21 protein-coding genes are annotated in these 24489 nt (G+C 70.8%); 15 read left to right on the top strand and 6 right to left on the bottom strand.

The genetic code is table 11. The annotated features are described in order from the left end of the window. Nucleotides 1-49: 49 nt before the first annotated feature. Nucleotides 50-1744 carry a bifunctional 3'-5' exonuclease/DNA polymerase gene (locus AC0Z9V_RS07795; RefSeq protein ID WP_485141169.1) on the bottom strand — a complete coding sequence of 565 codons (1695 nt, stop codon included), beginning with the start codon at nt 1742-1744 and terminating at the stop codon, nt 50-52. A 105-nt stretch (nt 1745-1849) separates the two neighbouring features. Between AC0Z9V_RS07795 and ssd the strand changes: the two genes are divergently transcribed. The 7 genes from ssd to AC0Z9V_RS07760 all read left to right on the top strand — a co-directional run bounded on the left by ssd (nt 1850) and on the right by AC0Z9V_RS07760 (nt 7432). After that, nucleotides 1850-2923, top strand: a complete 1074-nt coding sequence (gene ssd, locus AC0Z9V_RS07790; protein ID WP_485141168.1) for a septum site-determining protein Ssd — start codon at nt 1850-1852, stop codon at nt 2921-2923. Next, complete coding sequence (locus AC0Z9V_RS07785) at nt 2920-4197, top strand: TadA family conjugal transfer-associated ATPase (RefSeq protein WP_485141167.1); 1278 nt, start codon at nt 2920-2922, stop codon at nt 4195-4197. Before ssd ends, AC0Z9V_RS07785 begins: the two co-directional genes overlap by 4 nt. Continuing rightward, nucleotides 4194-4979 carry a type II secretion system F family protein gene (locus AC0Z9V_RS07780; RefSeq protein ID WP_485141166.1) on the top strand — a complete coding sequence of 262 codons (786 nt, stop codon included), beginning with the start codon at nt 4194-4196 and terminating at the stop codon, nt 4977-4979. The genes AC0Z9V_RS07785 and AC0Z9V_RS07780 overlap by 4 nt, the downstream gene beginning before the upstream one ends. Continuing rightward, on the top strand, nt 4979-5590 hold the full coding sequence (locus tag AC0Z9V_RS07775) for a type II secretion system F family protein (protein ID WP_485141165.1): 612 nt from the start codon (nt 4979-4981) through the stop codon (nt 5588-5590). Before AC0Z9V_RS07780 ends, AC0Z9V_RS07775 begins: the two co-directional genes overlap by 1 nt. Nucleotides 5591-6004: 414 nt before the next feature. Beyond that, a complete protein-coding gene (locus AC0Z9V_RS07770; protein ID WP_485141164.1) occupies nt 6005-6457 on the top strand; it encodes a DUF4244 domain-containing protein in 453 nt (150 codons plus the stop codon). Nucleotides 6458-6531: 74 nt separating this feature from the next. After that, a complete protein-coding gene (locus AC0Z9V_RS07765) occupies nt 6532-7053 on the top strand; it encodes a TadE family type IV pilus minor pilin (RefSeq protein ID WP_485141163.1) in 522 nt (173 codons plus the stop codon). Beyond that, nucleotides 7046-7432: an Rv3654c family TadE-like protein gene (locus AC0Z9V_RS07760; RefSeq protein WP_244185887.1), complete on the top strand. Its 387-nt coding sequence runs from the start codon at nt 7046-7048 to the stop codon at nt 7430-7432. The genes AC0Z9V_RS07765 and AC0Z9V_RS07760 overlap by 8 nt, the downstream gene beginning before the upstream one ends. Nucleotides 7433-7446: 14 nt before the next feature. Here the strand turns inward: AC0Z9V_RS07760 and AC0Z9V_RS07755 are convergent, their stop codons facing one another. Both AC0Z9V_RS07755 and AC0Z9V_RS07750 read right to left on the bottom strand, forming a co-directional pair. Then, the gene (locus AC0Z9V_RS07755; protein ID WP_485141162.1) at nt 7447-9912 is read right to left on the bottom strand and encodes a DEAD/DEAH box helicase; all 2466 of its coding nucleotides are present in this window, start codon (nt 9910-9912) and stop codon (nt 7447-7449) included. Nucleotides 9913-9959: 47 nt separating this feature from the next. After that, nucleotides 9960-10610 carry a GNAT family N-acetyltransferase gene (locus tag AC0Z9V_RS07750; RefSeq protein ID WP_459287371.1) on the bottom strand — a complete coding sequence of 217 codons (651 nt, stop codon included), beginning with the start codon at nt 10608-10610 and terminating at the stop codon, nt 9960-9962. 87 nt (nt 10611-10697) lie between these two features. Here AC0Z9V_RS07750 and trhO point away from each other — a divergent pair, with 87 nt between their 5' ends. The 6 genes from trhO (at nt 10698) to proC (ending at nt 19179) form a co-directional block, all read left to right on the top strand. Beyond that, on the top strand, nt 10698-11624 hold the full coding sequence (gene trhO, locus AC0Z9V_RS07745; RefSeq protein WP_485141161.1) for an oxygen-dependent tRNA uridine(34) hydroxylase TrhO: 927 nt from the start codon (nt 10698-10700) through the stop codon (nt 11622-11624). Continuing rightward, on the top strand, nt 11624-13336 hold the full coding sequence (locus AC0Z9V_RS07740) for a DUF7059 domain-containing protein (RefSeq protein WP_485141160.1): 1713 nt from the start codon (nt 11624-11626) through the stop codon (nt 13334-13336). The genes trhO and AC0Z9V_RS07740 overlap by 1 nt, the downstream gene beginning before the upstream one ends. Before the next feature lie 123 nt (nt 13337-13459). Next, a complete protein-coding gene (topA, locus tag AC0Z9V_RS07735; protein WP_459267312.1) occupies nt 13460-16207 on the top strand; it encodes a type I DNA topoisomerase in 2748 nt (915 codons plus the stop codon). A gap of 58 nt (nt 16208-16265) precedes the next feature. After that, nucleotides 16266-17279 carry a Ppx/GppA phosphatase family protein gene (locus tag AC0Z9V_RS07730; RefSeq protein ID WP_485141159.1) on the top strand — a complete coding sequence of 338 codons (1014 nt, stop codon included), beginning with the start codon at nt 16266-16268 and terminating at the stop codon, nt 17277-17279. A 1-nt stretch (nt 17280) separates the two neighbouring features. After that, nucleotides 17281-18081, top strand: a complete 801-nt coding sequence (locus tag AC0Z9V_RS07725) for a sugar phosphate isomerase/epimerase family protein (protein ID WP_208739175.1) — start codon at nt 17281-17283, stop codon at nt 18079-18081. Between the two features lie 240 nt (nt 18082-18321). Next, nucleotides 18322-19179, top strand: a complete 858-nt coding sequence (proC, locus tag AC0Z9V_RS07720) for a pyrroline-5-carboxylate reductase (protein WP_485141158.1) — start codon at nt 18322-18324, stop codon at nt 19177-19179. Here the strand turns inward: proC and AC0Z9V_RS07715 are convergent. The 3 genes from AC0Z9V_RS07715 to AC0Z9V_RS07705 are packed head-to-tail and all read right to left on the bottom strand — an operon-like array spanning nt 19145 to nt 22485. Then, on the bottom strand, nt 19145-20428 hold the full coding sequence (locus tag AC0Z9V_RS07715) for a glycosyltransferase 87 family protein (protein ID WP_485141157.1): 1284 nt from the start codon (nt 20426-20428) through the stop codon (nt 19145-19147). The two genes, proC and AC0Z9V_RS07715, sit on opposite strands and share 35 nt — an antisense overlap. After that, nucleotides 20412-21080, bottom strand: a complete 669-nt coding sequence (locus AC0Z9V_RS07710) for a potassium channel family protein (protein WP_104050125.1) — start codon at nt 21078-21080, stop codon at nt 20412-20414. The genes AC0Z9V_RS07715 and AC0Z9V_RS07710 overlap by 17 nt, the downstream gene beginning before the upstream one ends. After that, nucleotides 21073-22485 (bottom strand): TrkH family potassium uptake protein, encoded by a 1413-nt coding sequence (locus tag AC0Z9V_RS07705; protein WP_133081167.1) that lies wholly within the window; start codon nt 22483-22485, stop codon nt 21073-21075. The genes AC0Z9V_RS07710 and AC0Z9V_RS07705 overlap by 8 nt, the downstream gene beginning before the upstream one ends. A gap of 137 nt (nt 22486-22622) precedes the next feature. Between AC0Z9V_RS07705 and AC0Z9V_RS07700 the strand changes: the two genes are divergently transcribed. Both AC0Z9V_RS07700 and AC0Z9V_RS07695 read left to right on the top strand, forming a co-directional pair. Next, the gene (locus AC0Z9V_RS07700; protein WP_459267308.1) at nt 22623-23825 is read left to right on the top strand and encodes an acetoin utilization protein AcuC; all 1203 of its coding nucleotides are present in this window, start codon (nt 22623-22625) and stop codon (nt 23823-23825) included. Nucleotides 23826-23876: 51 nt separating this feature from the next. Further along, nucleotides 23877-24404, top strand: coding sequence for an ArsR/SmtB family transcription factor (locus AC0Z9V_RS07695; RefSeq protein ID WP_133081166.1), 528 nt, complete (start codon nt 23877-23879; stop codon nt 24402-24404). Nucleotides 24405-24489 lie beyond the last annotated feature (85 nt).

Genomic DNA, 24489 nt, shown 5'->3' with positions numbered 1-24489 from the left:
ACCGCGATCGCCGGCCGTCGCACGGAAGCGTGACCGGAGGCCGTGCGGACTACTTGGCGTCCGCGTAGGACGTCACGGTGACCGTGGTGATGGAGAATTCGATCGGGATGGCACCGAAGATCAGCCGCGTCGCCGCCCGCGCAGCGTCGCCGAGGAGGGCCTCCGCCTCGGCGGCCTGCTCCACCGGGACATGCAGGACCACCTCGTCGTGCAGGAAGAAGGCGATGCGGCTCCGCGGCTGCGGGATGCTGCTCGCGGTCAACCGCCGCCGGATCTCCGCCAGCCAGCACAGGGCCCACTCCGCGGCCGAGGCCTGCACCACGAAATTGCGTGTGAAGCGGCCCCGGGCCCGCGCCGCCGCGTCCGCGCGGCGCTGCTCCTCCGCCGTCGTCGTCCGTTGCCTCGCGCGCCATTCCTCCGAGGCGGGCGGGCAGCCACGGCCGAGGTAGCTCGAGACACCCTCCCCGGCTTCGCCCGCCCTCGCCGCCGCCTCGACGACGCCGATGGCGCGCGGGTAGGCGCGGGTCAACTGCGGCATGAGCCGCCCGGACTCACCGCTCGTCGCACCGTACATCGCGCCGAGCATCGCGAGCTTCGCCTTCGCACGGTCCCCGCCGAATCCCTGGTCGGCGATGCCCTGGTAGAGGTCCCTGCCGCGCGCGGCGGCGGCCAGCGCCGAGTCCTGTCCGAGCGCCGCCAGCACCCGGGGCTCCAGCTGCGCCGCGTCGGCGACCAGGAAGACATGACCCTCGTCGGGCCGGACGGCGTCGCGCACCTGCCGAGGGATCTGCAGCGCACCGCCGCCCCGGGACGCCCACCGGCCGGAGACGACGCCGCCCACGACGTACTCCGGCCTGAAGCGTCCTGCGTGGACCCAGGTGTCGAGCCAGTTCCAGCCGTTCGCCGTCAGGAGCCGCGACAGTTTCTTGTAGGCCAGGAGCGGTTCGATGGCGGGGTGCTGCTGCTGCTCGAGTTCCCACGAGCGCGTGGTCCTCACCTCGATCCCGGCCCGGTGCAGGGCCCGCAGGACCTCCTGCGGGGAGTCCGGATTGAGCGCAGGGCTACCCAGCTCGGCACGCAGCACCCCGGCGAGCCGCTCGAGTTCGATCGGCCGCGCACCCTCCGCGGGCCGCGGCCCCAACGTCCGTTCGAGCAGCTCCTCATGCACGTCCCTGCGCCACGGGAGCCCCCAGTGTTCCATCTCGGCGGCGATGAGCGAGCCCGCGGACTCGGCGGCGACCAGCAGGGTGAGGCGTCCCGGCTCCATGGCATCGGAGACGGCGGCGAGCTGGTCGCGGAACGTCCCGAGGACCTCCTCCGGGGACGGACCGGAGGGCTCCCGCGGCTCGTCGAACAGCGAGTGCTGGTTCGGCGGCGGAGGGGGTGGCATCAGGAGCCGGGGAGGCTCCGTGCCGTCGTCCTTCGGGGCCGCCGACCTCAGCGAATCGATGTAGGGGGAGGGCCGGCAGGACGCCGAGTAGGCCAGGATGTCCCGGGTCAGTGCGAGGTCCCAGCATCGGTCCACGGCGACGCCCGCGGTCAGGAGGGCGGGATACCAGTCCCGTGTGCTGCTCCACACCCAGCGCGGGCGCTCGACCTCCAGGCGGGCGACGGCGTCGCCGAGCCCGTCGCGGTCGAGCACGTCCGGCTCACCGACGGACCCGCCCTCCGCATCGAGGCGCTGCAACGCCACGGCGGCGTCGCCACCGCGACCCGACGGCAGGGACGCCACGGCTATGTACATGAGCATATTGTCGGCGGTCGCGCTGTCATTCCTTCAATCCTGGTCCTTGTCCACATAGGGGTGACCCCTGCGGTGACGCCCACCCGGTGCAGCGAGGCTTGCCGCATGACTCGGCAGACGCGGACGCGGACGGAACGGCGGCAGCCCGTGGTCCTCGCCGGAGGGACGCAGTTCGTCCTGGATCAGGTGGCGCGCGCATGTGCTGCCGCCGGGATCGCGGGCCTGTTCGTCCCCACCCTCGCCGAAGCACTCACGCACGACCCGCTGGTGCTGCTCGTCGCGGTGGACCAGGCCGCGGCGGGAGTGCACGGGCAGCGCGAGGTCATCGTCGTGGGGACCGCCGACGACGAGCAACGGGCCTGGGGAAGCGCTGCGGCCCTCGCCTCGTCGCGCGTCGTGATCCTGCCGCAGGGTGCGGGCTGGCTCGCCGAACACCTCGGACGGCGGGTCAACCCTGCCGCCACCGGCGCGGTGGTCGGCTTCGTCGGTACCGCCGGCGGCTGCGGCGTGAGTACCTTCGCCTTCTGGTGTGCCCGACGCACCGCGGACCAGGGTAGGTCCGTGCTGCTGGTGGACGCGCATCCCCTCGGCGGCGGCCTCGATCGTGCCCTCGGCATAGAGGAGCACCCCGGCGTGCGGTGGCACGACCTCGAGGAGATCCGCGGGACGCTCGGTGCCGAGCAACTCGCCGCCGCATTGCCCTCCGTCGGCGGCCTCTCCGTGCTGTCGCACGGCACGCGACCCGGCCCGCCCGGCGTCGAGCGAGGGGACGCGACGGGGCCGGCGGGAGCTGTCATGGAAGCCGCGCGCGGCGCGTTCGACACCAGCTTCATCGACCTCGGCAGCACCGGGACAGGTGACCGGGCCCTCGCGTCTGCATGCGACCGCCTGGTCCTCCTCGTGCCATCGAGGCCTCGCGGCGTCGCCGCAGCGGCCGCCGTCCTCCAGGAGTGCGGGTCCGTCCCGGTGACCATGGTGCTACGTGGGCCGGTCCTCGACGGCCTCGATGCCTGGGCGGTCGCCGAACTGGCGGGACGCCCGGGTGCGCTCCCGTACCTCCCCTTCGTCCGGGGGGCCGCCACTGCTGAGGCGAGCGGCAGGATGTTCGACTTCGCCCTGCCCAGGAAGGCACGCAGGATCGTCGAGTCCGTCGCTGCGGAGGGGGACGCGGCCGCATGAAGGAGCCCGACCCCCAGAGGCAGCCGACCCGGCGCGAGCTACGCGCCGGTCCCGGGGCCGGCACCCTCCACCGGGGTGCACCACCCCGGCCGGTCGCCGACGGGGCACGCGACAGGGACCCGGGTGCCGCGTCGATGGTGGAGTCGGTGCGGCGGGCCGTTCTCGCCGGGGACGTGCAGGCGACCGGGGCGGCCCTCGCCGACGCCGTGGGGTCGAGCGGCAGGCTTCTCGGATCGGAAGGTACCCTATCGGCCCTCGACCGGGTTCGAGCGGAACTCAAGGGACTCGGACCGCTCGAGCACCTCCTCACCCAGGAATCCACGACCGACATCCTCGTCAACGGGCCCTCGGACGTGTGGGTGGACGGCGCGGCGGGACTGCAGCGGGTGGGTTCCGTCTTCGCCGGCGATTCGGAGGTACGAGCGCTCGCCGTGCGCCTCGTCGCCGCGGGTGGGCGGCGCCTGGACGACGGCAATCCTGCCGTCGACGTGCGGCTGGACGGGCTCCGGATCCATGCGGTGCTCCCGCCCATCTCGACGACGGGAACGCTGCTGTCCATCAGGATCAGGAGACCGCTGCAGTTCTCGCTCCCGGAACTCGTCGACCGCGGGACCGTGGCGCCCATGATGGCGGAGGCACTGACCCTGATGATGCGCCGCCGCCTCAACTTCCTCATCAGCGGTGCGACGGGGACGGGAAAGACCACCCTCCTCTCGACGCTCCTCGGGCTGGCCGGGCCGCGGGAGCGTGTGGTGCTGGTCGAGGACGCCGCAGAGCTCGACCCTGCACACCCGCACACCGTCGGGCTCCAGTCCCGTCACGGCAACCTGGAGGGTGCCGGCGTCCTGGACCTCACCGAGCTCGTGCGGCAGGCCCTGCGCATGCGACCGGACCGGCTGGTCGTGGGGGAGTGCCGGGGCGCCGAGGTCCGGGAGTTGCTGGCCGCGATGAACACGGGGCACGACGGTGGTGGGGGAACGGTCCACGCGAATTCCGCCGACGCCGTCCCGGCCCGTTTGGCGGCGCTCGCAGCGCTCGCGGGCCTGTCGCCCGAAGCCCTCGCCCTGCAGGCAGCGAGCGCACTCGACGTGGTGGTGCACGTCGTGCGCGACATGCGTGGCCGCCGGGTGGAGAGCATCGGGCTCCTGGAACTCGGCCCGGGCGGCGGCCTCCTGGTGCGGCCGGTCCTCATCGACACCGGCGGGCAATGCCGACGAGCCTCGGGATGGGACGACTTCGCCCTGCGGGTGGGCCGGAGCGGGGACGGGCCATGACCGGAGTCGTCGTGGCAATCCTCCTGGCGCTGGCCGGCACCGTCCTCGTGCTGCCGACCACGGGACGGAGCGGCAGACGGGCGCCGGGTACCACGACACGTCCCGCTCGGACCGGCAGCACCCCCGTGGAAGCAGGGGTCGTCCGGCCCGACCGGCCCTTGAGGTCCAGGCGTCCGGCGTTCGACCTCCACGAGCTCCCGTTGTTCGTCCACCAACTGGCGGGGCTCCTCAGGGCAGGGCGGCCTCCGCACGTCCTCTGGGCGGATATCGAGGCCGTCTACGCCGACGGGAGCAGTAGCTTCGCGGCCGCCGTGCGCCCGATGATCGCCACAGCACGGCGTGCCGCGGACCTCGGCCTCGGTGTTCCCGACGCCCTCCGCCGAGGGGCTGCACATCGCAGCAATGGTGCCGGGGTGTCATCGTCCGCCGCGCACATCGACCGGCTGTGGATCGACCTCGCGGGGTGCTTCGAGGTGGCGGGGCGCAGCGGTGCGCCCTTGGCCGGGATCCTCGAGCACTACGCCGCACAACTGGACGCGCACCTCGACGGGCTGTCCGCCAGGGATACGGCGCTGGCGGGTCCGCGGGCGACGGTGGTGCTCCTCTCCTGGTTGCCGGCCGTCGGCCTGGTCCTCGGTTTCGCACTGGGCACCAACCCGCTGGAGGTCCTCACCGCGTCACCGCCGGGGCGCCTCGCGCTGGTCGCCGGCGCCGTCCTGATGATCGCATCGCGGATGTGGTCCCGGTGGCTGGTGCAGCGGGCGGGTGGGGGATCACCGTGATGCCCGGTCTCCTGGTGTTCGCCCTGCTGGCGGCGGCGTCCTCCGTGATGACGGTGTCGTCGGGGCGGCTCCGTCCGGCCCGCACGGAGCGACGGGGCGTGGAACAGGACGGCGGGATCCGCGACGGTCCGTTGCTCCTCGACCTGCTGGCAGCGCTGTTGTCCGCCGGAGCATCGGTGGAGCATGCGCTGTCGCTGGTCGCCGAATCCTGCGAGCCCGGTATCCGCTCGCACCTGGTCCGCGTGCACACGGCACGGCTCCTCGGTGCGTCGTGGGAGGCGGCCTGGGAAGCCGGGGCGGGGAGCCGGGCGGACACGCCGCCCCCGGGTTTCCTGCACCATGCCGGTCGGAGGCGGTCCGTCCGCGATCAGGACCGCACCGTGGAGGATGTCCGGCTCGGTCTGCGCTTCGCCACATCGACGGGCGCGCCCTCGGCGGCGCTCCTCCACGCCCATGCAGCGCAGCTGCGGCGACGGTACAACCGTGAGATCGACAGGAAGGCAGCAGCCCTGGGCGTGCAGCTCGTCCTGCCCCTCGGCCTGTGCTCCCTGCCGGCCTTCATCTGCCTCGGCGTCGTGCCTGTCGTCCTGGGGCTCCTACCCTCCCTCTGATGTGGGTGCCGGCGCTCCGCGGAGCGTGTGCGAGTGCGTCCCGCTGCAGGATCCGACCGTGAGTCCCGCTGCGCCGGTCAGGTCACTCGTCCCGCGCATTCCGCTGAATCGGTCGGGCCGTTCGTTCCGTGCATTCCGCATGCGCCGGTCGGGCCGCACGTTCCCGTGCATTCCGCTGCGCCGGTCGGACCGCACGTTCCCGTGCATTCCGCTGCGCCGGTCGGACCGTTTGTTCCCCTGTTCCGGGGAGATGCGCTCCGGGGCAGGATGACCGCGGCACCTCGGGCACAGGGGTTATCCACTTAGCCCGTCCTGTCGTCGAGTGAGCACCGGCTGGTGACGAGAGTTGGTCCTGCGGCGATCGTCGCGGAGAGCACGCGGGACCTGTGTCCCTCGTCGAGGAAAGGACAGTCCATGTCAGAGGAGACCCAGCTCGAGGTAGTGCAAGGGTCGGCGTTCCGAAGCGCCGTCGTCGCTCCGGACGGTGCAGCAGGCTGCGGCAGCCCGGTGCGTCCTGCGCCGTCCGAGCTCTCGCAGGCGGCACCATCGGCGCCGCTTCATCCGGTGGGCGACGCCGAGCGGGAGAAGCCGGAGGGCGGCAGGCACGGGGCCGTCGCACCGGCTCCGATGCCGGTCGACCGGATGAGCCGTCGGGCGGAGGCTCGACGCCGGCGGTCGAACGAGCGGATCATCCGCCGTCGGAAGGACCCGGCGACAGGTCAGGAAGCCGGGATGGCGACCGCCGAATACGCCATAGCGACGCTCGCGGCCGTCGCTTTCGCGGCGCTCCTCGTCGCCGTCCTGTCGAGCGGCGAGATCAAGGGACTGCTCATGTCCCTGATCACGTCGGCGCTGAACTTCGGCTGATGGTGACCGGCCGGGGCGGGCCGGGACGCGACCCCGCAGGACCACCGGACGAGTGTCATCGTGGACGTCATCTGATGAGCGGTACCGACGAGCCAGGCGACCCGCGCACACCGCGAAACCCGCAGGAGCCGCACGAGCCGCACGAGCCGCATGGCCTGCAGCACCAGCGCGCACCGGACCCCTCGGATGGGGCTCCTGGAAGGCCGAGTGCTCGTCGGAAGGGTCTGCGCCAGGAGACCGCCAGGACCTCCGACGGCGGTCAGCGCGGCTCGGTCACGGCGGAGGTCGCCGTCGTGCTTCCCGCCCTGGTCGTCCTCCTCGCGCTGCTGCTCGGGACTGCCCATGTCGGCACCGTCCAGCTACGGCTGGAGGAAGCCGCACGTGCCGGAGCACGCGAGGCGATGCGGGGCGAAAGCAGCGGAACAGTCCAGCAGACGGTGCAGCGTCTCGCCGGGCCCACCGCGAGGGTGCGGGTGGCGACGGACTCGGGATGGACCACCGTCGAGGTGACGGCACAGGTCGAGGGACCCGTCGTGGACCTGATGGGGATCGAACTCACGGCCACTGCTTCGGGGAAGGAGGAACACGGTGGATAGGAGTGGGGCGGCCGCCGGCGCAGGGCGGAGCCGCGATGCCGAGAGTGGGGCCGGGACGCTGCTGATGGCGGGCCTCGCGCTGGTAGCAGTCCTCCTGATCGCAGCAGCAGTCCTGGTGCTCCAGGCGGCATCCGCTGCATCGAAAGCGGCGACCGCGGCCGACCTCGCGGCACTCGCAGCCGCGGACGTCGCGCGAGGACTCGCCACCGGGGACCCCTGCGCGGCCGCCTCGAGCGTCGCTGGACGCCACGGGGCCAGGGTGCAGGACTGCACGATCGGCGGGGCGGGCCCCGGAACCGCGCTGGTCCGGGTCTCGGTCGGCGTCGCCGGCCCGCTTCCCGACGCCCTCGGCGCAGCCCGGGCCGGGCCGCCTCCGTGAGCGTCACCCAGGGACTACCCGGCGTCCGTCCGCTGATCCTCCAGATCGGACGCCGCAGACGCGGACCTCGGGGAGGTCGACGCGGAGATCGATGCGCCGCTGGTGGCCGGAGCCGCATCGTGGCCGGGGTCCGATACGCGGGCCCGACCGGCACCGGGAGCGGCAACGGCCTGGTTCAGGATGAGCGAGAGGACCGCTACGGCACCACCCTTGCTGAGCGGATTGTTCCGGTTGCCGCACTTCGGCGACTGGACGCAGGAGGGGCACCCCGACTCGCACTCGCAGGCCTCGATCGCGTCACGGGTCGCGGACAACCAGGTGCGCGCGGCCTCGTAGCCTCGCTCGGCGAAGCCGGCGCCGCCGGGGTGGCCGTCGTACACGAAGATGGTGGGCATCCCGGTATCGGCGTGCAGCGCGGTGGACACTCCGCCGATGTCCCAGCGGTCGCTGGACGCGACGAGCGGCAGCAGGCCGATCGCCGCATGCTCCGCTGCATGGAGCGCCCCGGGGAGCTCCTCCGCGAGGATGCCCTCCGCCTCCAGCAACTCCGGACTGATCTCGAACCACACGCTCTTCGTGAAGAGATCCCGTGCCTCGAGTTCGAGCGGTTCCTCACCGAGGATCTCGTTGGAGGAGAAGGCCTTGCGCTGGAAGGACACCACCTGGGTCGTCACCTTCACGTCGCCGAAGTTGGCGAGGACCCCACCCCAGAGCCGGCTGACGTCCCGGCCGATCACCTCGATCTGCGTGACGTCCCGTGCCTGCGTGTAGTAGTCGGGATGGGCCCGTGCGACGACGGCGCAGTGGTCCTGCTCGTTGAGTTCCTGCACCACGTAGGTCCGCCCCTGATGGACGTACACCGCCCCGGGGTGCGCCTGGTAGTGGCTCTGCGGCGAATCCATGGTTCCGAGGAGTGCGCCCGATTCCGCCTCGACGATGTTGATCGGCCCACCTCCGTCGGCGCGCAGGTTCACCATCGAGGCGGCACTCTGGGGATGGGTCCAGAACCATCCGGCGGGACGGCGCCGCAGGAAGCCCTGGTCGCACAGGGTGCCGAGCAGTTCCTCCGACGTCGCGCCGAACAGGACGAGGTCGGCGTCTGTCAGCGGGAGCTCCGCGGCTGCGGCGCACAGGTGCGGCCCCAGCACATACGGATTGGAGGGATCGAAGACGGTGGCTTCGACGGCGAGGTCGAAGACGGCCTCGGGGTGGTGCACCAGGTACGTGTCCAGGGGGTCGTCGCTGGCCACGAATGCGGCGATCGCGTCCTGCCCGGAGCGGCCGGCGCGGCCGATTTGCTGCATCAGCGAGGCCCGGGTGCCGGGCCAGCCGGCCACGAGCACGGCGTCGAGACCGGAGATGTCGATGCCGAGCTCCAGCGCCGAGGTGCTCGCGACACCGAGCAGCTCACCGCTGCGCAGGGCTGCCTCGAGGGCCCTGCGCTCCTCGGGCAGGTATCCCGAGCGGTAGGCGGCGATGCGGTGGGGGAGGCTCGGATGGACGTCCTCGAGCATCCGCCGGGAGGTCTGCGCGATACTCTCCGCGCCCCGCCGCGATTTGATGAAGGCGATGGTCCGCACATGGGAGGACACGAGGTTGGCGAGCAGGTCGGAGGTCTCGGCGATCACCGTCCGTCGCGTCGCCGCGCCGTTCTCACCCTTCATTCCCGTGAGCTCCGGCTCCCAGAAGGCGACGGTGGTGGAGCCGTGCGGAGAGCTGTCCCGGTCCACGGCCCGGGTCGGAGCGCCGATCAGCCGGGCGAAGGAGGCGGCGGGCTCGGCCGACGTGGCGGACGCCCCGATGAACACCGGATCCGCCCCGTAGCTCGCGCAGACGCGCCGCAGGCGTCGCAGGAGGTTCGCGACATGCGAGCCGAAGACGCCACGGTAGCTGTGCGCCTCGTCGATGATGACGTACTTGAGGCGGCGGAAGAACCGGGCCCACCACGTGTGGTTGGGCAGGATCCCGTAGTGGAGCATGTCCGGGTTCGCCAGCACCATGTTCGCGTGGTCGCGGATCCACCGCCGCGCACCCGACTCGGTGTCGCCGTCGTACGTCTCCGCCCGGACCGTGGGGAGTCCCAGCGCGTTGATGGCGGCGAGCTGGTCAGCGGCCAGGGCCTTCGTCGGAGCGAGGTAGAGGGCCACCGAGCCGGTGGGGGCGAGCGTCGCGCGGTCCAGCAGTTCGCTGCGGTGGATCTCGTCGAGGACGGGCAGCTGATAGCAGAGCGACTTCCCGGACGCGGTGCCCGTCGCAATGATCGTGTGCTCCCCGTCGTGGGCCGAGGTGGCGCCCTCCACCTGGTGACGCCACGGTTCGCTCACGCCGCGGGCGGCGAAGGCATCGACGACGTCGGGGTGCACCCATTCGGGCCACGGTTCGTGCTCGGCCTCGCGCGCGGGGATCTCGCGGACATGCAGCAGCTGCTCAGGGTCGGGCCCCCCTCCGAGGAGGGGAAGGAGGGGATTCTGCGCAGCCACCCTGCAATTCTCCCACCGGGTCTCCGGGAGGAGAGCGGAAACCGCCGTTATCCTCTGATGACGAACACATCGGCGAGGTGGCGCCACCCCAGGAACTCGTACAGCGCCCGGCCGTCCGCGGAGGCCATGAGCAGACCGGACGTGACGTCGTCCTCGAGGACGCCGGCCGTCAGGGCGCGCATGACGAAGCTGCCCAGTCCCCGTCGCCGGTAGCCGTCCTCGGTGACGATGCGGTCGTAGACCGCGTGCTCGGCCACCACCGACACCGAGCCGTGGGCCGCCAGTTCCCCGTCGGCGCGCACCGTCACACGGCGGCAGGCGCCGCTGTGCTCGCGCTCGAGGGTGAAGTCGTCCCCGGGGGGCCGGGGGTCCTCGACGTCCTGGCCGTCCATGTCGACGCTCATCAGGGACTGCTGGCGGTCGGTGACCCGCATGCGCAGGGGGGCTGCAGCATCGATGAGCTCCTGCATCCTGTTGGTGACGACGGTCAGCACGCGCGTCGGATCGTCCCGGGTCTCGGCGGCGAGTTCGAGGAACAGCCCGGTCGTCGGTTCGAACAGGAAGTGCTCGGTCTGGTCCTGTTGGTCCGTGAGCAGCACGGAGGTGCTCCGTGCGTCCCTGTGAGGCTCGTAGCCCCGGCAGGCGGACCAGCCGGTGATCCACGTCTGGAGGAGTTCGGCGTCTGCGTGTGCACCCATGTGCTGAACCATAGTTCTCGACGACTTCGAATCACCAGGGACGGGCGCCGAGGTGACCGTATTGAGACGCAAAGTACGCTTTAAGCCGTGTCGATGAATCGTATTGCCCTTTATTACGCCTTTGCACCACTGCCCGACCCCGAGGCGATCCGCCTGTGGCAGCGTGCTCTCTGCGAGAAGTGGGGGCTGCGCGGACGGATCCTCATCTCCAAGGACGGGATCAACGGCACGGTGGGTGGCGAGATCGGCGCGGTGAAGCAGTACGTGAAGACCACGCGCGAGTACCCCGCGTTCAAGGGCATGGAGATCAAGTGGTCTGACGGCGGCGCGGACGACTTCCCGCGGCTGAGCGTGAAGGTCCGGGACGAGATCGTGTCGTTCGGGGCGCCCGGGGAACTCGAGGTCGACGCGAACGGAGTGGTGGGCGGGGGCACCCACCTGGCGCCGGAGGAACTGCACGCTTTGGTCGATGCAAAGCGGGCCGAGGGCGAGGAGGTCGTCTTCTTCGACGGCCGGAACGCCCTCGAGGCGCAGATCGGACGCTTCAAGGGGGCCGTGGTCCCCGATGTGCGCACCACGCACGACTTCGTCCGCGAACTCGACTCGGGCAAGTACGACGACCTCAAGGACAAGCCCGTCGTCACCTACTGCACCGGCGGCATCCGCTGCGAGGTGCTGTCCAGCCTCATGGTCAAGCGCGGCTTCCAGGAGGTCTACCAGCTCGACGGCGGCATCGTCCGCTACGGCGAGAAGTACCGCGACGCCGGGCTGTGGGAGGGCTCCCTCTACGTCTTCGACAAGCGCATGCACCTGGAATTCAGCGATGACGCCGTCACGATCGGCAAGTGCGTGCGGTGCCAGACGCCCTCGAACACATTCGAGAACTGCTCCAACGCGTCCTGCCGGAATCTCACGCTCTACTGCTCGGCATGCGCGGCCGACCCGGCGACACTGCGGTGCCCCCAGGGGTGCGAGTCCGACGAAGCCGAGGCGACGGCCGCGGGCGCCGCGTGATGCCGGCCGCGCGTCCGACCGGCCGGCGGGACTTCGACGACGACGTCCCCACCACACCCTCGAGCCGGGACCTCCCGGCGCTCGAGGCACTCGCCGAGGACCTGAGGGACCTCGCCTACACGGTCGACGGTGTCGGGGAACTCCTCGGAGCCCCGGCCTACGCGGCCCTCGGCCGGGGTCAGCTCGCCCCCGCGCTCCTCGAATGCAGGCGCCACCTCTCCGGCTCGGCCGGCGCGCGGGCCGTGCCGGTCCTCCTGTGGCTCCTCGGGGAAGCCGTGGGCGACGAGGATCTGCGGGCCGCGTTCCCGCGCCTCGGCGTGCCCGGGCTCGAACAGCTGAGGCTCATCGAGCCCGGTGCGGACGGCGGGCCGACGTCGCACGAGGAACGGCAGGTCACAACGGCCGACGGGCCGGAAGCTGCGACGCGCACTGCCGCCGACCCGTCGGCAGGACGGAGCCGGCACGCCGCCGTCGAGCTCCGGCCCTACGGCTCCGATACAGGCGGTGGCCTGTGGGTGGCGAGTGACCTCGGATCGGAGCAGCGCCCGGGGCCCCTCCGCCACGACCACGTCCTGGGCATCGGCGGCGCGTCCCTGACCCTCGCCCAGACCGTCATGCGGACGCCCGTGGAGCGGGCTCTCGACCTGGGGACGGGGTGCGGGATCCAGGCCTTCCACCTGCTGTCGCATGCCCGCCACGTGACCGCGACCGACATCTCCGACCGCGCGCTCGGGTTCGCCCGGTTCAATCTCCTCCTGAACGCCCGGGCTCTGGAGATCGACCCGCAGCGGCTGGGGGACCGCGTCAGCCTCCGCAGGGGCAGCCTGCTCGAACCGGTCGAGGGGGAGCGGTTCGATCTCGTGGTCTCCAACCCGCCCTTCGTCATCACCCCGCGCACCGGGAGGTCCGGGGAGGCCTACACCTACCGCGACGGCGGACTCGCCGGGGACGCCATCGTCGAGGACCTCGTCGGGACGCTGCCGGGAGTACTCGCACCCGGTGGTGCCGCCCAGCTGCTCGGCAACTGGGAGATCCCGGAGGGGAACGCGTGGGACCGGCGGGTCCGTGGGTTCGTCCCGCCCGGCGTCGACGCCTGGGTCATCCAGCGCGAACAGCTGACACCCGTGCAGTACGCCGAGACGTGGCTGCGGGACGCCGCGGAGAACCGCGACCGGGAGGCATACCTCGAGAGCTTCGCGGACTACCTCGCGGACTTCGCGTCGCGGGATGTCGAGGGGATCGGCTTCGGCTCCGTATGGCTGCGTCGGCCCGGCAACCCCAACGACCTCGTCCGGGTCACGCTGGAGGAGATCACCCACGAGATCGAACAGCCCGTGGGCCCCCACCTTGCCGCCGCGATCGGCCGGAACGACTGGCTCGCCGCCCACACGGAGCAGGCGGCGTCGGGCATCGGGATCGCTGACGAGTTCCTGCTGGTGGCGGACGACGTCACCGAGGAACGTCATGCACGGCCCGGAGCGGAACATCCCGGCGTCATCCTGCTGCGGCAGGGAGCGGGGCTGCGGCGCACCACGCTGCTGAGCACCGAGCTCGCCGGATTCGTGTCCGCATGCGACGGCGATCTCACCGCGGGCCAGATCGCGGGTGCGCTCGCGATGCTCCTGGACCGGCCCGACGCGGCGTTCACAGCGGAACTGCTGGTCGATGTCGAGCAGCTCGTCCGCGAGGGCTTCCTGATTCCGGCCCCCTGAAACCAGCGGTTACCCTTGTGCAGGTACGCATGACGCATACTGTGAGGTGAGGCCGAGCAGCGGGATCCGGACCGGACACCCACGCACCTGCCGCGGCATCGCACCCGTATATATAGGAGAGATGTGCCGACCAAGGCCACGGACAAGAAGCACGGCAAGAAGCTCGTCATCGTAGAGTCCCCCAGCAAGATCAAGAGCATTTCGGGCTATCTCGGCGAGGGTTTCCAGGTCGCGGCGTCCATGGGGCACATCCGGGATCTCCCGCAGCCCTCCGACCTCCCCGCCGAACTCAAGAAGTCCTCGGTGGGCAAGTTCGCCGTGGACCTCGACAAGGATTTCGAGCCGTACTACGTCGTCTCACCGGAGAAGCGGAAGACGGTCGCCGAGCTCAAGGCCGCCCTGAAGGACGCCGACGAGCTCTATCTCGCGACCGATAACGACCGCGAGGGCGAGGCCATCGCGTGGCACCTGCTGCAGGTCCTCAAGCCGAAGGTCCCCGTCTACCGCCTGACGTTCGGCGAGATCACCAAGGAAGCCGTGACGCGCGCCATGGGCGAGCTGCGCGACGTCGACATCCCCATGGTCGACGCCCAGGAGACCCGGCGCATCCTCGACCGACTGTACGGCTACGAGATCTCCCCCGTGCTGTGGCGCAAGGTGGCCCGCGGCCTGTCCGCCGGGCGCGTGCAGTCTGTAGCGACTCGGCTCGTCGTGGAGCGCGAGCGCGAGCGGATGGCGTTCCGGACCGCCTCGTACTGGGACCTCACCGGCACGTTCACCCCCGAGGACTCGGCGAAGGGCAGCACCTTCCCGGCCAAGCTCGTCGCCGTCGACGGCGGCCGGATCGCGACCGGCAAGGACTTCACCGACCGCGGCGAGCTGAAGGGCGCCAACGCGGTCCGGCTCGACGAGGAGGCGGCACGGTCCCTCGCCGCCGGGCTGGAGAGCGCCGCCTTCACCGTGCGCTCCGTCGAGACGAAGCCGTACACGCGCCGTCCCGCGGCGCCGTTCACGACGTCGACCCTGCAGCAGGAGGCGGCCCGCAAGCTGCGTTTCAGTTCGAAGGTCACCATGCAGGTGGCGCAGCGGCTGTACGAGAACGGCTACATCACCTACATGCGTACCGACTCGTCGGCGCTCTCGGACCAGGCCATCAACGCCGCCCGCCGGCAGGCCTCCGAGCTGTACGGTCCCGAGTACGTCCCCGAGTCGCGCCGCGTCTACAAGGGGAAGGCCAAGAACGCCCAGGAGGCGCACGAGGCCATCCGTCCTGCGGGAGACTCGTTCCGCACCCCCGCGCAGGTCGCCCAGTCCCTGCGCGGTGACGAATTCCGCCTGTACGAGCTGATCTGGAAGCGGACCGTGGCCTCGCAGATGGCGGACGCCAAGGGCTCGACGGCCTCGCTCCGCCTCGGCGCGACGAGCGCCGACGGCCGGGACGCCGAATTCGCCGCCTCCGGCACCGTCATCACGTTCCGCGGCTTCCTCGCCGCCTACGAGGAGGGCCGCGACGCCGACCGCAACGAGGACGGCTCCGACGACGACGCCCAGGGCACGCGCCTGCCCAACGTCGCCACGGGCGACGCCCTCGGTGCGACGGCGATCGAGGCCATCGGCCACGAGACGTCCCCGCCGCCGCGCTACACCGAGGCTTCGCTGGTCAAGGTGCTGGACGAGCGGGGGATCGGCCGCCCGTCCACGTACGCCGCGACGATGTCCACCATCATGGACCGCGGCTACGTGCGGACCCGCGGCCAGGCCCTCGTGCCGAGCTGGATCGCGTTCTCCGTGGTGCGCCTGCTCGAGGAGCACTTCAACGACTACGTCGACTACGACTTCACGGCGGAGCTCGAGGAGGACCTCGACCGCATCTCGCGGGGCGAGGCCGGGCGCGTGGAGTGGCTCAACCACTTCTACTACGGTGACCGCAAGGACACGGGCCTGCACACGATCGTCAACGAGCTCGGCGAGATCGACGCGCGCCGGATCAACTCGGTGGAGATCGCCGAGGGCATCACCCTGCGGGTGGGCAAGTTCGGCCCGTATCTCGAGAAGCCCCTGCCGGAGGATGCGCCCGAGGGGACCGAGCCCCAGCGCGCCAACGTGCCCGAGGACCTCGCACCGGACGAGCTGACGGCCGAGAAGGCGATCGAACTGATGGAGGCGCCGACGTCGCAGGAACGCGTCCTCGGCACCGACCCGGAGACCGGGCGCACGATCGTGGCCCGCGACGGGCGCTACGGGCCGTACGTCATCGAGCTGATCCCCGAGGTCACGGCCGAGGAGCTCGCGAGCCAGCCGGTCGAGTATTACAAGAACGGCAAGCCGAAGCCGCCGAAGAAGCCTGCGAAGGTCAAGCCCCGCACGGGTTCGCTCTTCAAGTCCATGGCCGTGGACACGGTGACGCTCGAGGACGCCCTCAAGCTGATGAATCTGCCGCGTGTCCTCGGGACGGACGAGGACGGCAAGGAGATCACGGTGCAGAACGGCCGGTTCGGCCCGTACCTGAAGAAGGGCAGCGATTCCCGGTCCATCGGCTCGGAGGAGGAGATCTTCACGATCACCCTCGAGCAGGCGCTGGAGATCTACAAGCAGCCCAAGCAGCGTGGCGGGCGGACGGTCACCCCGCCGCTGGCCGAGTTCGGCGACGATCCGGTGAGCGAGAAGCCCATCGTGGTGAAGGACGGCCGCTTCGGCCCCTACATCACCGACGGCGTCACGAACATCACCGTCCCGGGGTCGATGGCCATCGAGGAGCTGACGCGGGAGCAGGCGATCGAGATGCTCGCCGACAAGCGTGCGAAGGGACCGGCACCGAAGAAGACCACCCGCAGGGCACCCGTGAAGCGCAAGGTCGCGGCGGGTAAGTAGCCTGAAAGCGCGGGGCGGGAACACAGACGATAGCGGGAGAGCTGGGAGCGCGGGAACAATGCGGCTAGGTGTGCTGGACATAGGGTCGAACACGGTCCATCTGCTGCTCGTGGATGCCCACCCCGGTGGTCGGCCGGTGCCCTTCGCCTCCCACAAGAAGCCCCTGCAGCTCGTGGCCTACCTCGACGAGCACGGCTGCATCTCCCGACAGGGACAGGACGAGCTGGTGGGTTTCGTCCGCGAGGCACGGGAGTTCGCGACGGGGCACGACGCCGAGGACTTCCTCGCCTTCTGTACCTCGGCCATCCGTGAGGCGGGGAACGGCAGCGAGGTGCTCGCGAGGGTCCGCGAGGAGACCGGCGTCGACCTGCAGGAGCTGTCCGGCGACCAGGAGGCAGCAGTGACCTTCCAGGCCGTCCGCCGCTGGTACGGCTGGGGGGCGGAGTCGATCCTCAACCTGGACATCGGCGGTGGATCCTTCGAGCTGGCGATGGGCACGGACGAGCTGCCCGAGGTCGCCATGTCCGTACCGCTCGGCGCAGGCAGGCTCACGCGTGACTGGCTCCAGGGCGACCCGCCGTCGGCGAGGAGCGTCAAGGAACTGCGCCGCTACATCCGGGCGACCCTCCGCGAGGCAGTGCCGCAGTTCGCCCATCTCGGTACGCCGCACCTCGTGGCCGGTACCTCGAAGACCTTCCGGTCACTGGCACGCATCACGGGTGCCGCTCCGTCGGCCGCAGGTCCCTTCGTCCGGCGCGAGCTGCGCCTCGAGGACCTCACCCTGTGGACGAAGCGGCTGGCCGCGATGAGCGCCAGGGACCGCACCAGCCTGGACGGCGTCTCGGAACTCCGTGCGCCGCAGGTCCTCGCGGGAGCACTCGTGGCGGAGTGCGCCCTGGAACTGTTCAATGTCCCCTCCATGGACATCTGCCCGTGGGCGCTGCGGGAGGGACTCCTGCTGAGGCGGTTCGACGCCAAGATGTTCGACGCCGACGAGCCGCTGCCCGGTGCCGGGGTGGGGCACTCCCAGCTCGACTCGATGCGGCGCACGCCCCTGTCCAGGGGAGCCTGAGGTGGCGCACCCGGCCCACGGCCTGCCCGCGATCCCGGTCGCGCTGTCCAGTGCCTCCGTCTATCCGCTCGCGGTCCATGACGCGTTCGCGCTCGCCCAGGACCTCGGTTACGACGGGGTCGAGGTCATGGTCACCAACAACTCGGTGAGTCAGAGCCCCGACCAGCTCAACGTCCTGAGCGAACGGTACGAGATGCCGATCCTCGCCATCCATGCACCCACCCTGCTGCTGACGCAGCAGGTCTGGGGGAAGGCGTGGACGAAGATCGAACTCTCGGCAGCGATGGCCGCCGAGGTGGGGGCCAGGACGGTCGTGACGCATCCGCCGTTCCGCTGGCAGACGGGGTACGCCGAGGAGTTCCCCGAGGGTATCGCGCGCGTCGCAGCCGAGTACGGCGTCGAGATCGCCGTCGAGAACATGTATCCGTGGAAGGTCCGCGGCCGTGAGGCGAAAGCCTACCTGCCGCACTGGAACCCGGTGCCGGAGCCGTACGAGCGCATCACCTGGGACTTCTCCCACGCCGCCATCGCCGGGATGGACTCCTATGAGGAGATGCGGGCGCTGGGCGACCGGCTCGCCCACGTGCACCTGACCGATGGAACGCCCAACGGGAAGGACGAGCATCTCCTCCCGGGGCAGGGGCAACAGCGGTGCGCCGAGGCACTCGAACACCTCGCAGGGGCGGCGTGGGACGGCGTGGTGGCCGTCGAGGTCAGCACGCGCCGGGCACGGGGCGCGGGGGAGCGCGAGGAATGGCTCGCCGAGACCCTCCGCTTCGCGCGTTCGCACCTGCGCCACTGAGCGGCGCCGACGTCCCGGCCGCCCGGCCGGTCGCTCGGGCCGTTGAACGAGGAATGGCGCCGGTGGACGGTCCAGATGCTGGGGGAATCATCTGTTGCCACCGACGCCGGACCGGATCAGGAATTCCGGTCCCCATCACTCGCACCCTTATGAGGTAGTTGGAACACTAGGCCCCCAACTTGTGCCGCGACGACGAGGATGCTGGGAGAAGGCTGGTAGCCCTCGTGGCAGGATGGGGCCATGACTCCGCAAGCAACGCAGCGCATCGCCTTCCTCGGCTGCGGTTCGATGAACGAATCCATCCTCGCCGGGCTGCTCGCCGCCGGGCTGGACCCCACTCTGGTCACCGCCACCGTGCGGCGCGCCGAGCGTGCGGCGGAGCTGCGCCGGCGCCACGGGATCGAGGCCCTCGCCACCGCCGAGGACGACGGCGCGAACGTCGCCGCGGTCCGCAACGCGGACGTCGTCGTCCTGGGCGTGAAGCCGGTCGGCATCGTCCCCCTCGCCCGTGAGGTCTCGCCCGCGCTCGAACCGACCGCCGTCGTCCTGAGCGTCGCCGCCGCGGTGTCCATCGCGATGATCGAGGCGGCGCTGCCCGCGGGGCAGCCCGTCATCCGGTCCATGCCCAACACGCCGTCGCGCCTCGGACGGGGCGTGCTGTCCATCTCGGCCGGCACCTCGGCGGGGCCGGAGCTCATGGCGCAGGCCCGGGAACTCCTGCGGCCGGCCGGTACGGTCGTCGAGATCCCGGAGGCCCAGGTCGACGCGCTGTCGGCCGTCAGCGGCTCGGGACCGGCGTACGCGTTCTACCTCGCGGAAGCCATGGCGGCCGCGGGCGAGGAACTCGGCCTGGACCCCGGGCTGGCCGAGCTGATCGCCCGCGAGACGGTCGCCGGAGCCGGGTTCATGCTGGCGGAGGAGGGCGCCGACGCCACGGCGCTGCGACGGGCCGTGACCAGCCCCAACGGGACGACGCAGAGCGCCATCGAGACCTTCGACAAGCTCGGACTGGCGCACATAGTGACCGCCGGCGCGCAGTCCGCCACCGCCCGCGCGGCGGCGATCACCCGTGAGCTGGCAGGGCCGCCGTCCGCCTGACCGGCCGCAGCGCCCAAAGCCCCAGCAGCGCCACCGGCAGGACCACGCCGAGTGCCGTGAAGAGCCGCAGGGGCAGCGGCCCCTCGCCCGACACGGCCCCCGTGAGGGTGAGGGTCACGGTGATGGAGGAGAACATCATGACGGGCACGAGGGCGGCCAGCAGCACCCGGACGGCTGTGCGCCGTGCGCCCTCCTCCGGGGCGGACAGGTAGGCGGCGGGGAAGACCAGCGCGATCCAGACCCAGTGGTGGAACCAGGAGATCGGTGAGATCGCGAGCATCACGACGGCGTTGGCGGCGATCGCCCGGACGGTGTCGCCGGCGTCGTCCGCCCGCCGGATCGCCAGATACCCGACGGCGATCACTGCGAGGGACGCCAGCGCCCACACGGGCCGCTGCAGGGATCCGGGCAGGCCGGACTGGGCCACGATCGAATTGAGCGACACGTTGTAGAGGTCGGCCGTCGCCCCCACGCGGGAGGCGTCGAACAGTGCATCCAGCCAGAAGACCGCGGACTCGCGGGGGGCGAGGACCCACCCGAGGGCGACGGTGGAGCCGAAGGACGCCGCCAGCCAGGCGAGGGAACGCCAGTCCCTCCGGGCCAGGTAGACCAGCCCGAACGCGAGCGGGGTCAGCTTGATGCCCGCGGCGATCCCGACGAGGACGCCGGAGGGCAACCGCGTGGAGCGCAGCAGGTCGGTGAGGACCAGGACCATCAGGAGGGCGTTCACCTGCCCGAAGCCGAGGCCTTCCCGCCAGGGTCCGCTGAGGCCGAGGACGAGCATCGTCGCGAGCACGGCGACGGCGGTGTGCCGCGGCGCCGTCGCGCCCGCGGGGCGGGCCGAGCGCAGGTACCGCACCACGAGGGCCGCGACGCCTGCCAGGCAGCCGCAGGACAGCGCGGTGACGATGCCGAGGGCCACGGACTGCGGCACGAGCGCGAGGGGCACGAACAGGATCGCGGCGAACGGGGGATAGGTGAAGGGCAGGCCGCGCGTGTCGGTCTGCACGAGGGCGTCGTCGTACAGGTCCTTGTCGCCCGCCCGGCCGAGCAGCGCGAGCGCGCCCTCCCGGTAGACGGAGAGGTCGAGTCCGTGGATCTGCGCGGCAGCGACGACGACGGCGAGCACGAGGGCACCCCCGAGGGCCGATGCGGCCGCCGGCCGGAACGCGGGGCGGACGCGGGCCGGGGTAGCGGGGTCCGGCTGCGGGGAACCGGGCCCCCGCCGCATGCTAGGGACGGCCGGCAAAGCGCTCGAGCAGATCCACGTGGCCCGAGACGATCAGCATGTCCCGGCCGGATACCTTCGTGTCGGGCCGGGCGTAGGTGAAGTCCTCGCCCGGGGACTTCACCCCGACGACCGTGACGCCGTACTTGGAACGCACGGAGGACTCGGCGAGGGTGAACCCCTGGGTCTCCTTCGGCGGGTACATCTTCACGATCGCGAAGCCGTCATCGAACTCGATGAAGTCCAGCATGCGACCGCCGACCAGGTGCGCGGCGCGCTGCCCGGCGTCGGCCTCGGGATAGATCACGTGGTTCGCGCCGATGCGCTTGAGGATCTTGCCGTGCGAGGGCGTGATCGCCTTGACCCAGAGATGGTCGATCCCGAGGTCCACGAGGTTCGCCGTGATGAGCACACTCGACTCGATCGAGGTCCCGACGCCGACGACGGCGGCGGAGAACTCCTGCGCGCCGAGCTGGCGGAGGGAGTCGATGTTCGTGGCGTCGGCCTCGACGACGTGCGTGAGGATGCTCGCGAACTTCTGCACCAGCTGCGGATCGCGCTCGATGGCGAGCACCTCACGGCCCTGCCGGACCAGCTGCTCGGCGGTGGCCGCACCGAAGCGGCCGAGGCCGATCACGAGGACGGGTGCGTTGTGGGCGGGTCTTTCAGCCAATGATCGGCCTCTCGTCGGGGTAGCGGTACAGCGTGCTGCGTTGCCTCAGCGCCAGGGCCGAGGCGAGCGTGATGGTGCCCATGCGCCCGGCGAACATCAGGGCGGACAGGACGTACTTGCCCGCAGGGGGCAGTTCGGCGCTGAGGTTGGTGCTGAGGCCCACGGTCGCGAAGGCCGAGATGACCTCGAAGACCACCTTGTCGAGCGGCTCGTCGGAAAGCGCGAGGATCAGGCCGCTGCCGACGAGGACGAGCGTCGCACCCATGAAGATGACCGAGATCGCGACGCGCATGGCACCGTGCGGGATGGTGCGGCCCCAGGCGCGGACGTCGGCGTCACCCCGCGCCTCGGCGACGATCGCGAGGAACATGACCGCGATCGTGGTGACCTTGATGCCGCCGGCCGTGGACGCGGACCCGCCGCCCGCGAACATGAGCGCGTCCGTGAGGAGCATCGTCGTCGTGTTCATGTCGTTCTGGTCCACGAGGTTGAACCCGCCGGAGCGTGTCATCACGGAGGCGAACAGGGCGTGGATGCTCTTGTCGACCACGCTGAGTCCGGAGATCGTGCGGTCGTTCTCCCACTCGAGGAAGCCCCAGCCGAACGTCCCCGCGACGAGGAGGATCAGCGACACGGACACGGTGAGCTTGGCGTGGAGCGTCCACTTGCTGAACCGGTGGCGCACCTGGACGAGCACCATGACCACGGGGAACCCGAGGCTGCCGAGGAACACGCCGACCATGAGCGGTGTCAGGATCCAGAGGTCCGTCTCGTAGGGCACCAGTCCGTCGCTGTGCGGTGTGAATCCCGCATTGTTGAAGGCGGAGATCGAGTAGAAGATCCCGTGCCACAGCGCCTGCCACCACGGTTCGCCGAGGATCATGAAGCGGGGGATGAGGACGACGGCGAGCACGATCTCGATGACCACGGAGGTGACGATGACGATCCGCAGGAGCGTGCCGATCTCCCCCAGGCGGCTGGCGTTGTTCAGCGCCTCCTGGGCCAGCAGCTTGCCGCGCACGCCGAGCCGCTTGCTCACGATGAGCGCGAGCAGGGATGCGAGCGTGAGGGTGCCCAGTCCGCCGATGAAGATGCCGAGCAGGATCACCAGCTGCCCGAAGAAGGACCAGTGGGTGGCCGTGGAGACGACCGTGAGCCCGGTGACGCAGACGGCGGACACCGCAGTGAAGAAGGCGTCGTGCAGGACCGTGACCTCGCCGCTGGTGGTCGCGATCGGCAGGCTCAGGAGCGCGGTGAACAGCAGGATGACGCCGCTGAAGATGAACAGGGCGAGCCGGGCGGGAGAGCTGTTGGCGAAGGAGTCGACGAAGTCACGGATCGAGGCCAGCAGCCTGAAGTATCCGTTCTGATCGTCCTTCAGCCACCGCGGCTGTTGACTTAGCATTGACGCCCGCTCTGCCCCGTCTGCCGGTCCTCCCGCCGAAGCGGCACGGTGACCGCCCCTTGTTGTCTTCCTGCAGTAGTAAAGCATCTCACCCGCGGGCATCGTCGGAATATCCGCCATCGCGTAGCCTTGCAGGGATGTCTACGCACTCCGGGCCAGCGGTACCCCTCCAGGTCGTCTGGGACGATTCGATGCTGGCCTACGACTTCGGTGGCCTGCACCCCATGAATCCCGAGAGGCTGCACCTGACGGCCCGCCTCACGCGGGACTGCGGCCTGCTCGACCGCCGGGGAGTGACGGTCGCGCGGCCCTTCGTGGCATCGGACGAGGACCTCGCCTGCGTCCACAGCCCCGACTACATCAGCGCCGTCCGGCTCGTCAGCAGCAATCCGGACAGATCCGACGCCGCGCACGGACTCGGCACGGAGGACAATCCCGCCTTCGCCGGGATGCACGAGGCCAGTGCTCGTCTGGCCGGCGGTTCGCTCGGTGCCGCCGATGCCATCCTGCAGGGCACGACCGTGCGGGCGGTCAACTTCGGCGGCGGCATGCACCATGCAGCGCGCTCGCGGGCCAGCGGCTTCTGCATCTACAACGACGCCGCCGCCTCCGTCCAGCGGCTGCTCGACCGCGGCGCGCAGCGCGTCCTCTATATCGACGTCGACGCCCACCACGGGGACGGGACGCAGAGCATCTTCTGGGACGACCGCCGCGTCATGACGATCTCCCTCCACGAGACGGGCATGAGCCTCTTCCCGGGCACGGGCTTCGCCAACGAGACGGGAGGGCCCGGCGCCGAGGGCTACGCCGTCAATGTGGCCCTGCCGACCGTCGCGGGCGATGCCGCCGTCCTGCGGGCCTTCCACGCCGTCGTGCCGCAGCTCGCCGGGGCCTTCGCGCCCGACGTGATCGTCAGCCAGCACGGCTGCGACTCCCACCGTGAGGATCCCCTGACGAACCTCCGGGTGAGCGTGGACGCCCAGCACGCGATGATGGTCGCCGTGCGGGATCTGGCGGACCGCCTGTGCGGCGGGCGGTGGATCGCCACCGGCGGGGGTGGGTACGCACTCGCGAGCGTGGTGCCCCGTGCCTGGACGCTGCTCGTCGCGGTCGCGGCGGGCGCCGCACTGGGTCCGGGCAGCGAGGTACCCGCAGCCTGGCGCGAGTACGTCCTCGAGCGGCACGGGATCGATGCACCCCGCCTGATGGGGGACGGTGCGGATACGTGGTGGCGTTCCTGGGAGGTCGGCTACGACCCCGATGATGACCTGGACCGCACGGTGATGGCGACGCGCAAGGCCGTGTTCCCGCTGCACGGATTGGATCCCTGGTTCGACTGATGCGTCGGGTCGCAGGATGCCCGGCGGCGTATATATCGCTAGGGTAGGCGGATGGGTATCGATGATGTTTTCGCTGTCATCGCCGAAGGAACACGCAGGCAGATCCTCAAGAACCTGCGGGACGGCGACAAAGCGGTGGGGGAGCTCGTTGTCGAGCTGCAGGTGAGCCAGCCGACGGTGTCGAAGCACCTGAAGGTCCTGAGGGAAGCGGGACTGGTCACCATGAGGGCGCAGGGCCAGAAGCGGTACTACTCGCTGGATCCGGCGCCGCTCGACCACGTGCGGAACTGGCTCGCCGACTTCGAGGCGTCCGCGACGCAGGCGGGTACGGCCCTCGGGGAACCGGCCGGGGAGGCATCGGCTGACGCGACGCCGGAAGCAGCGACAGATGCGGATGTCGGCGCTGCCGGGGCCGCGGAGATCGCCGAGACCGGGGTGCTGGCTGCAGCGGTGCTCGCCGCCCCGCAGCCTCCGACCGGGGTCGAGGCCGTCCGGCCGCCCATCGGGAGGACCATGGGACGCGCAGCCGAGCGTGCCGCGGATCTGTTGTCGCAGCTGCGGCGGCGTCGCGAATCGTAGGGCCTTCCCACGACGGACGCCTGGGTGACGCACAGTCCTTTCACTTTGGTCACAGGAGCCACTAGAGTTGTTCCTTAGGCGAAAA

This window comes from Arthrobacter sp. UYP4, from assembly GCF_057291175.1.
This window is presented reverse-complemented; position numbering and strand designations above follow the sequence as displayed.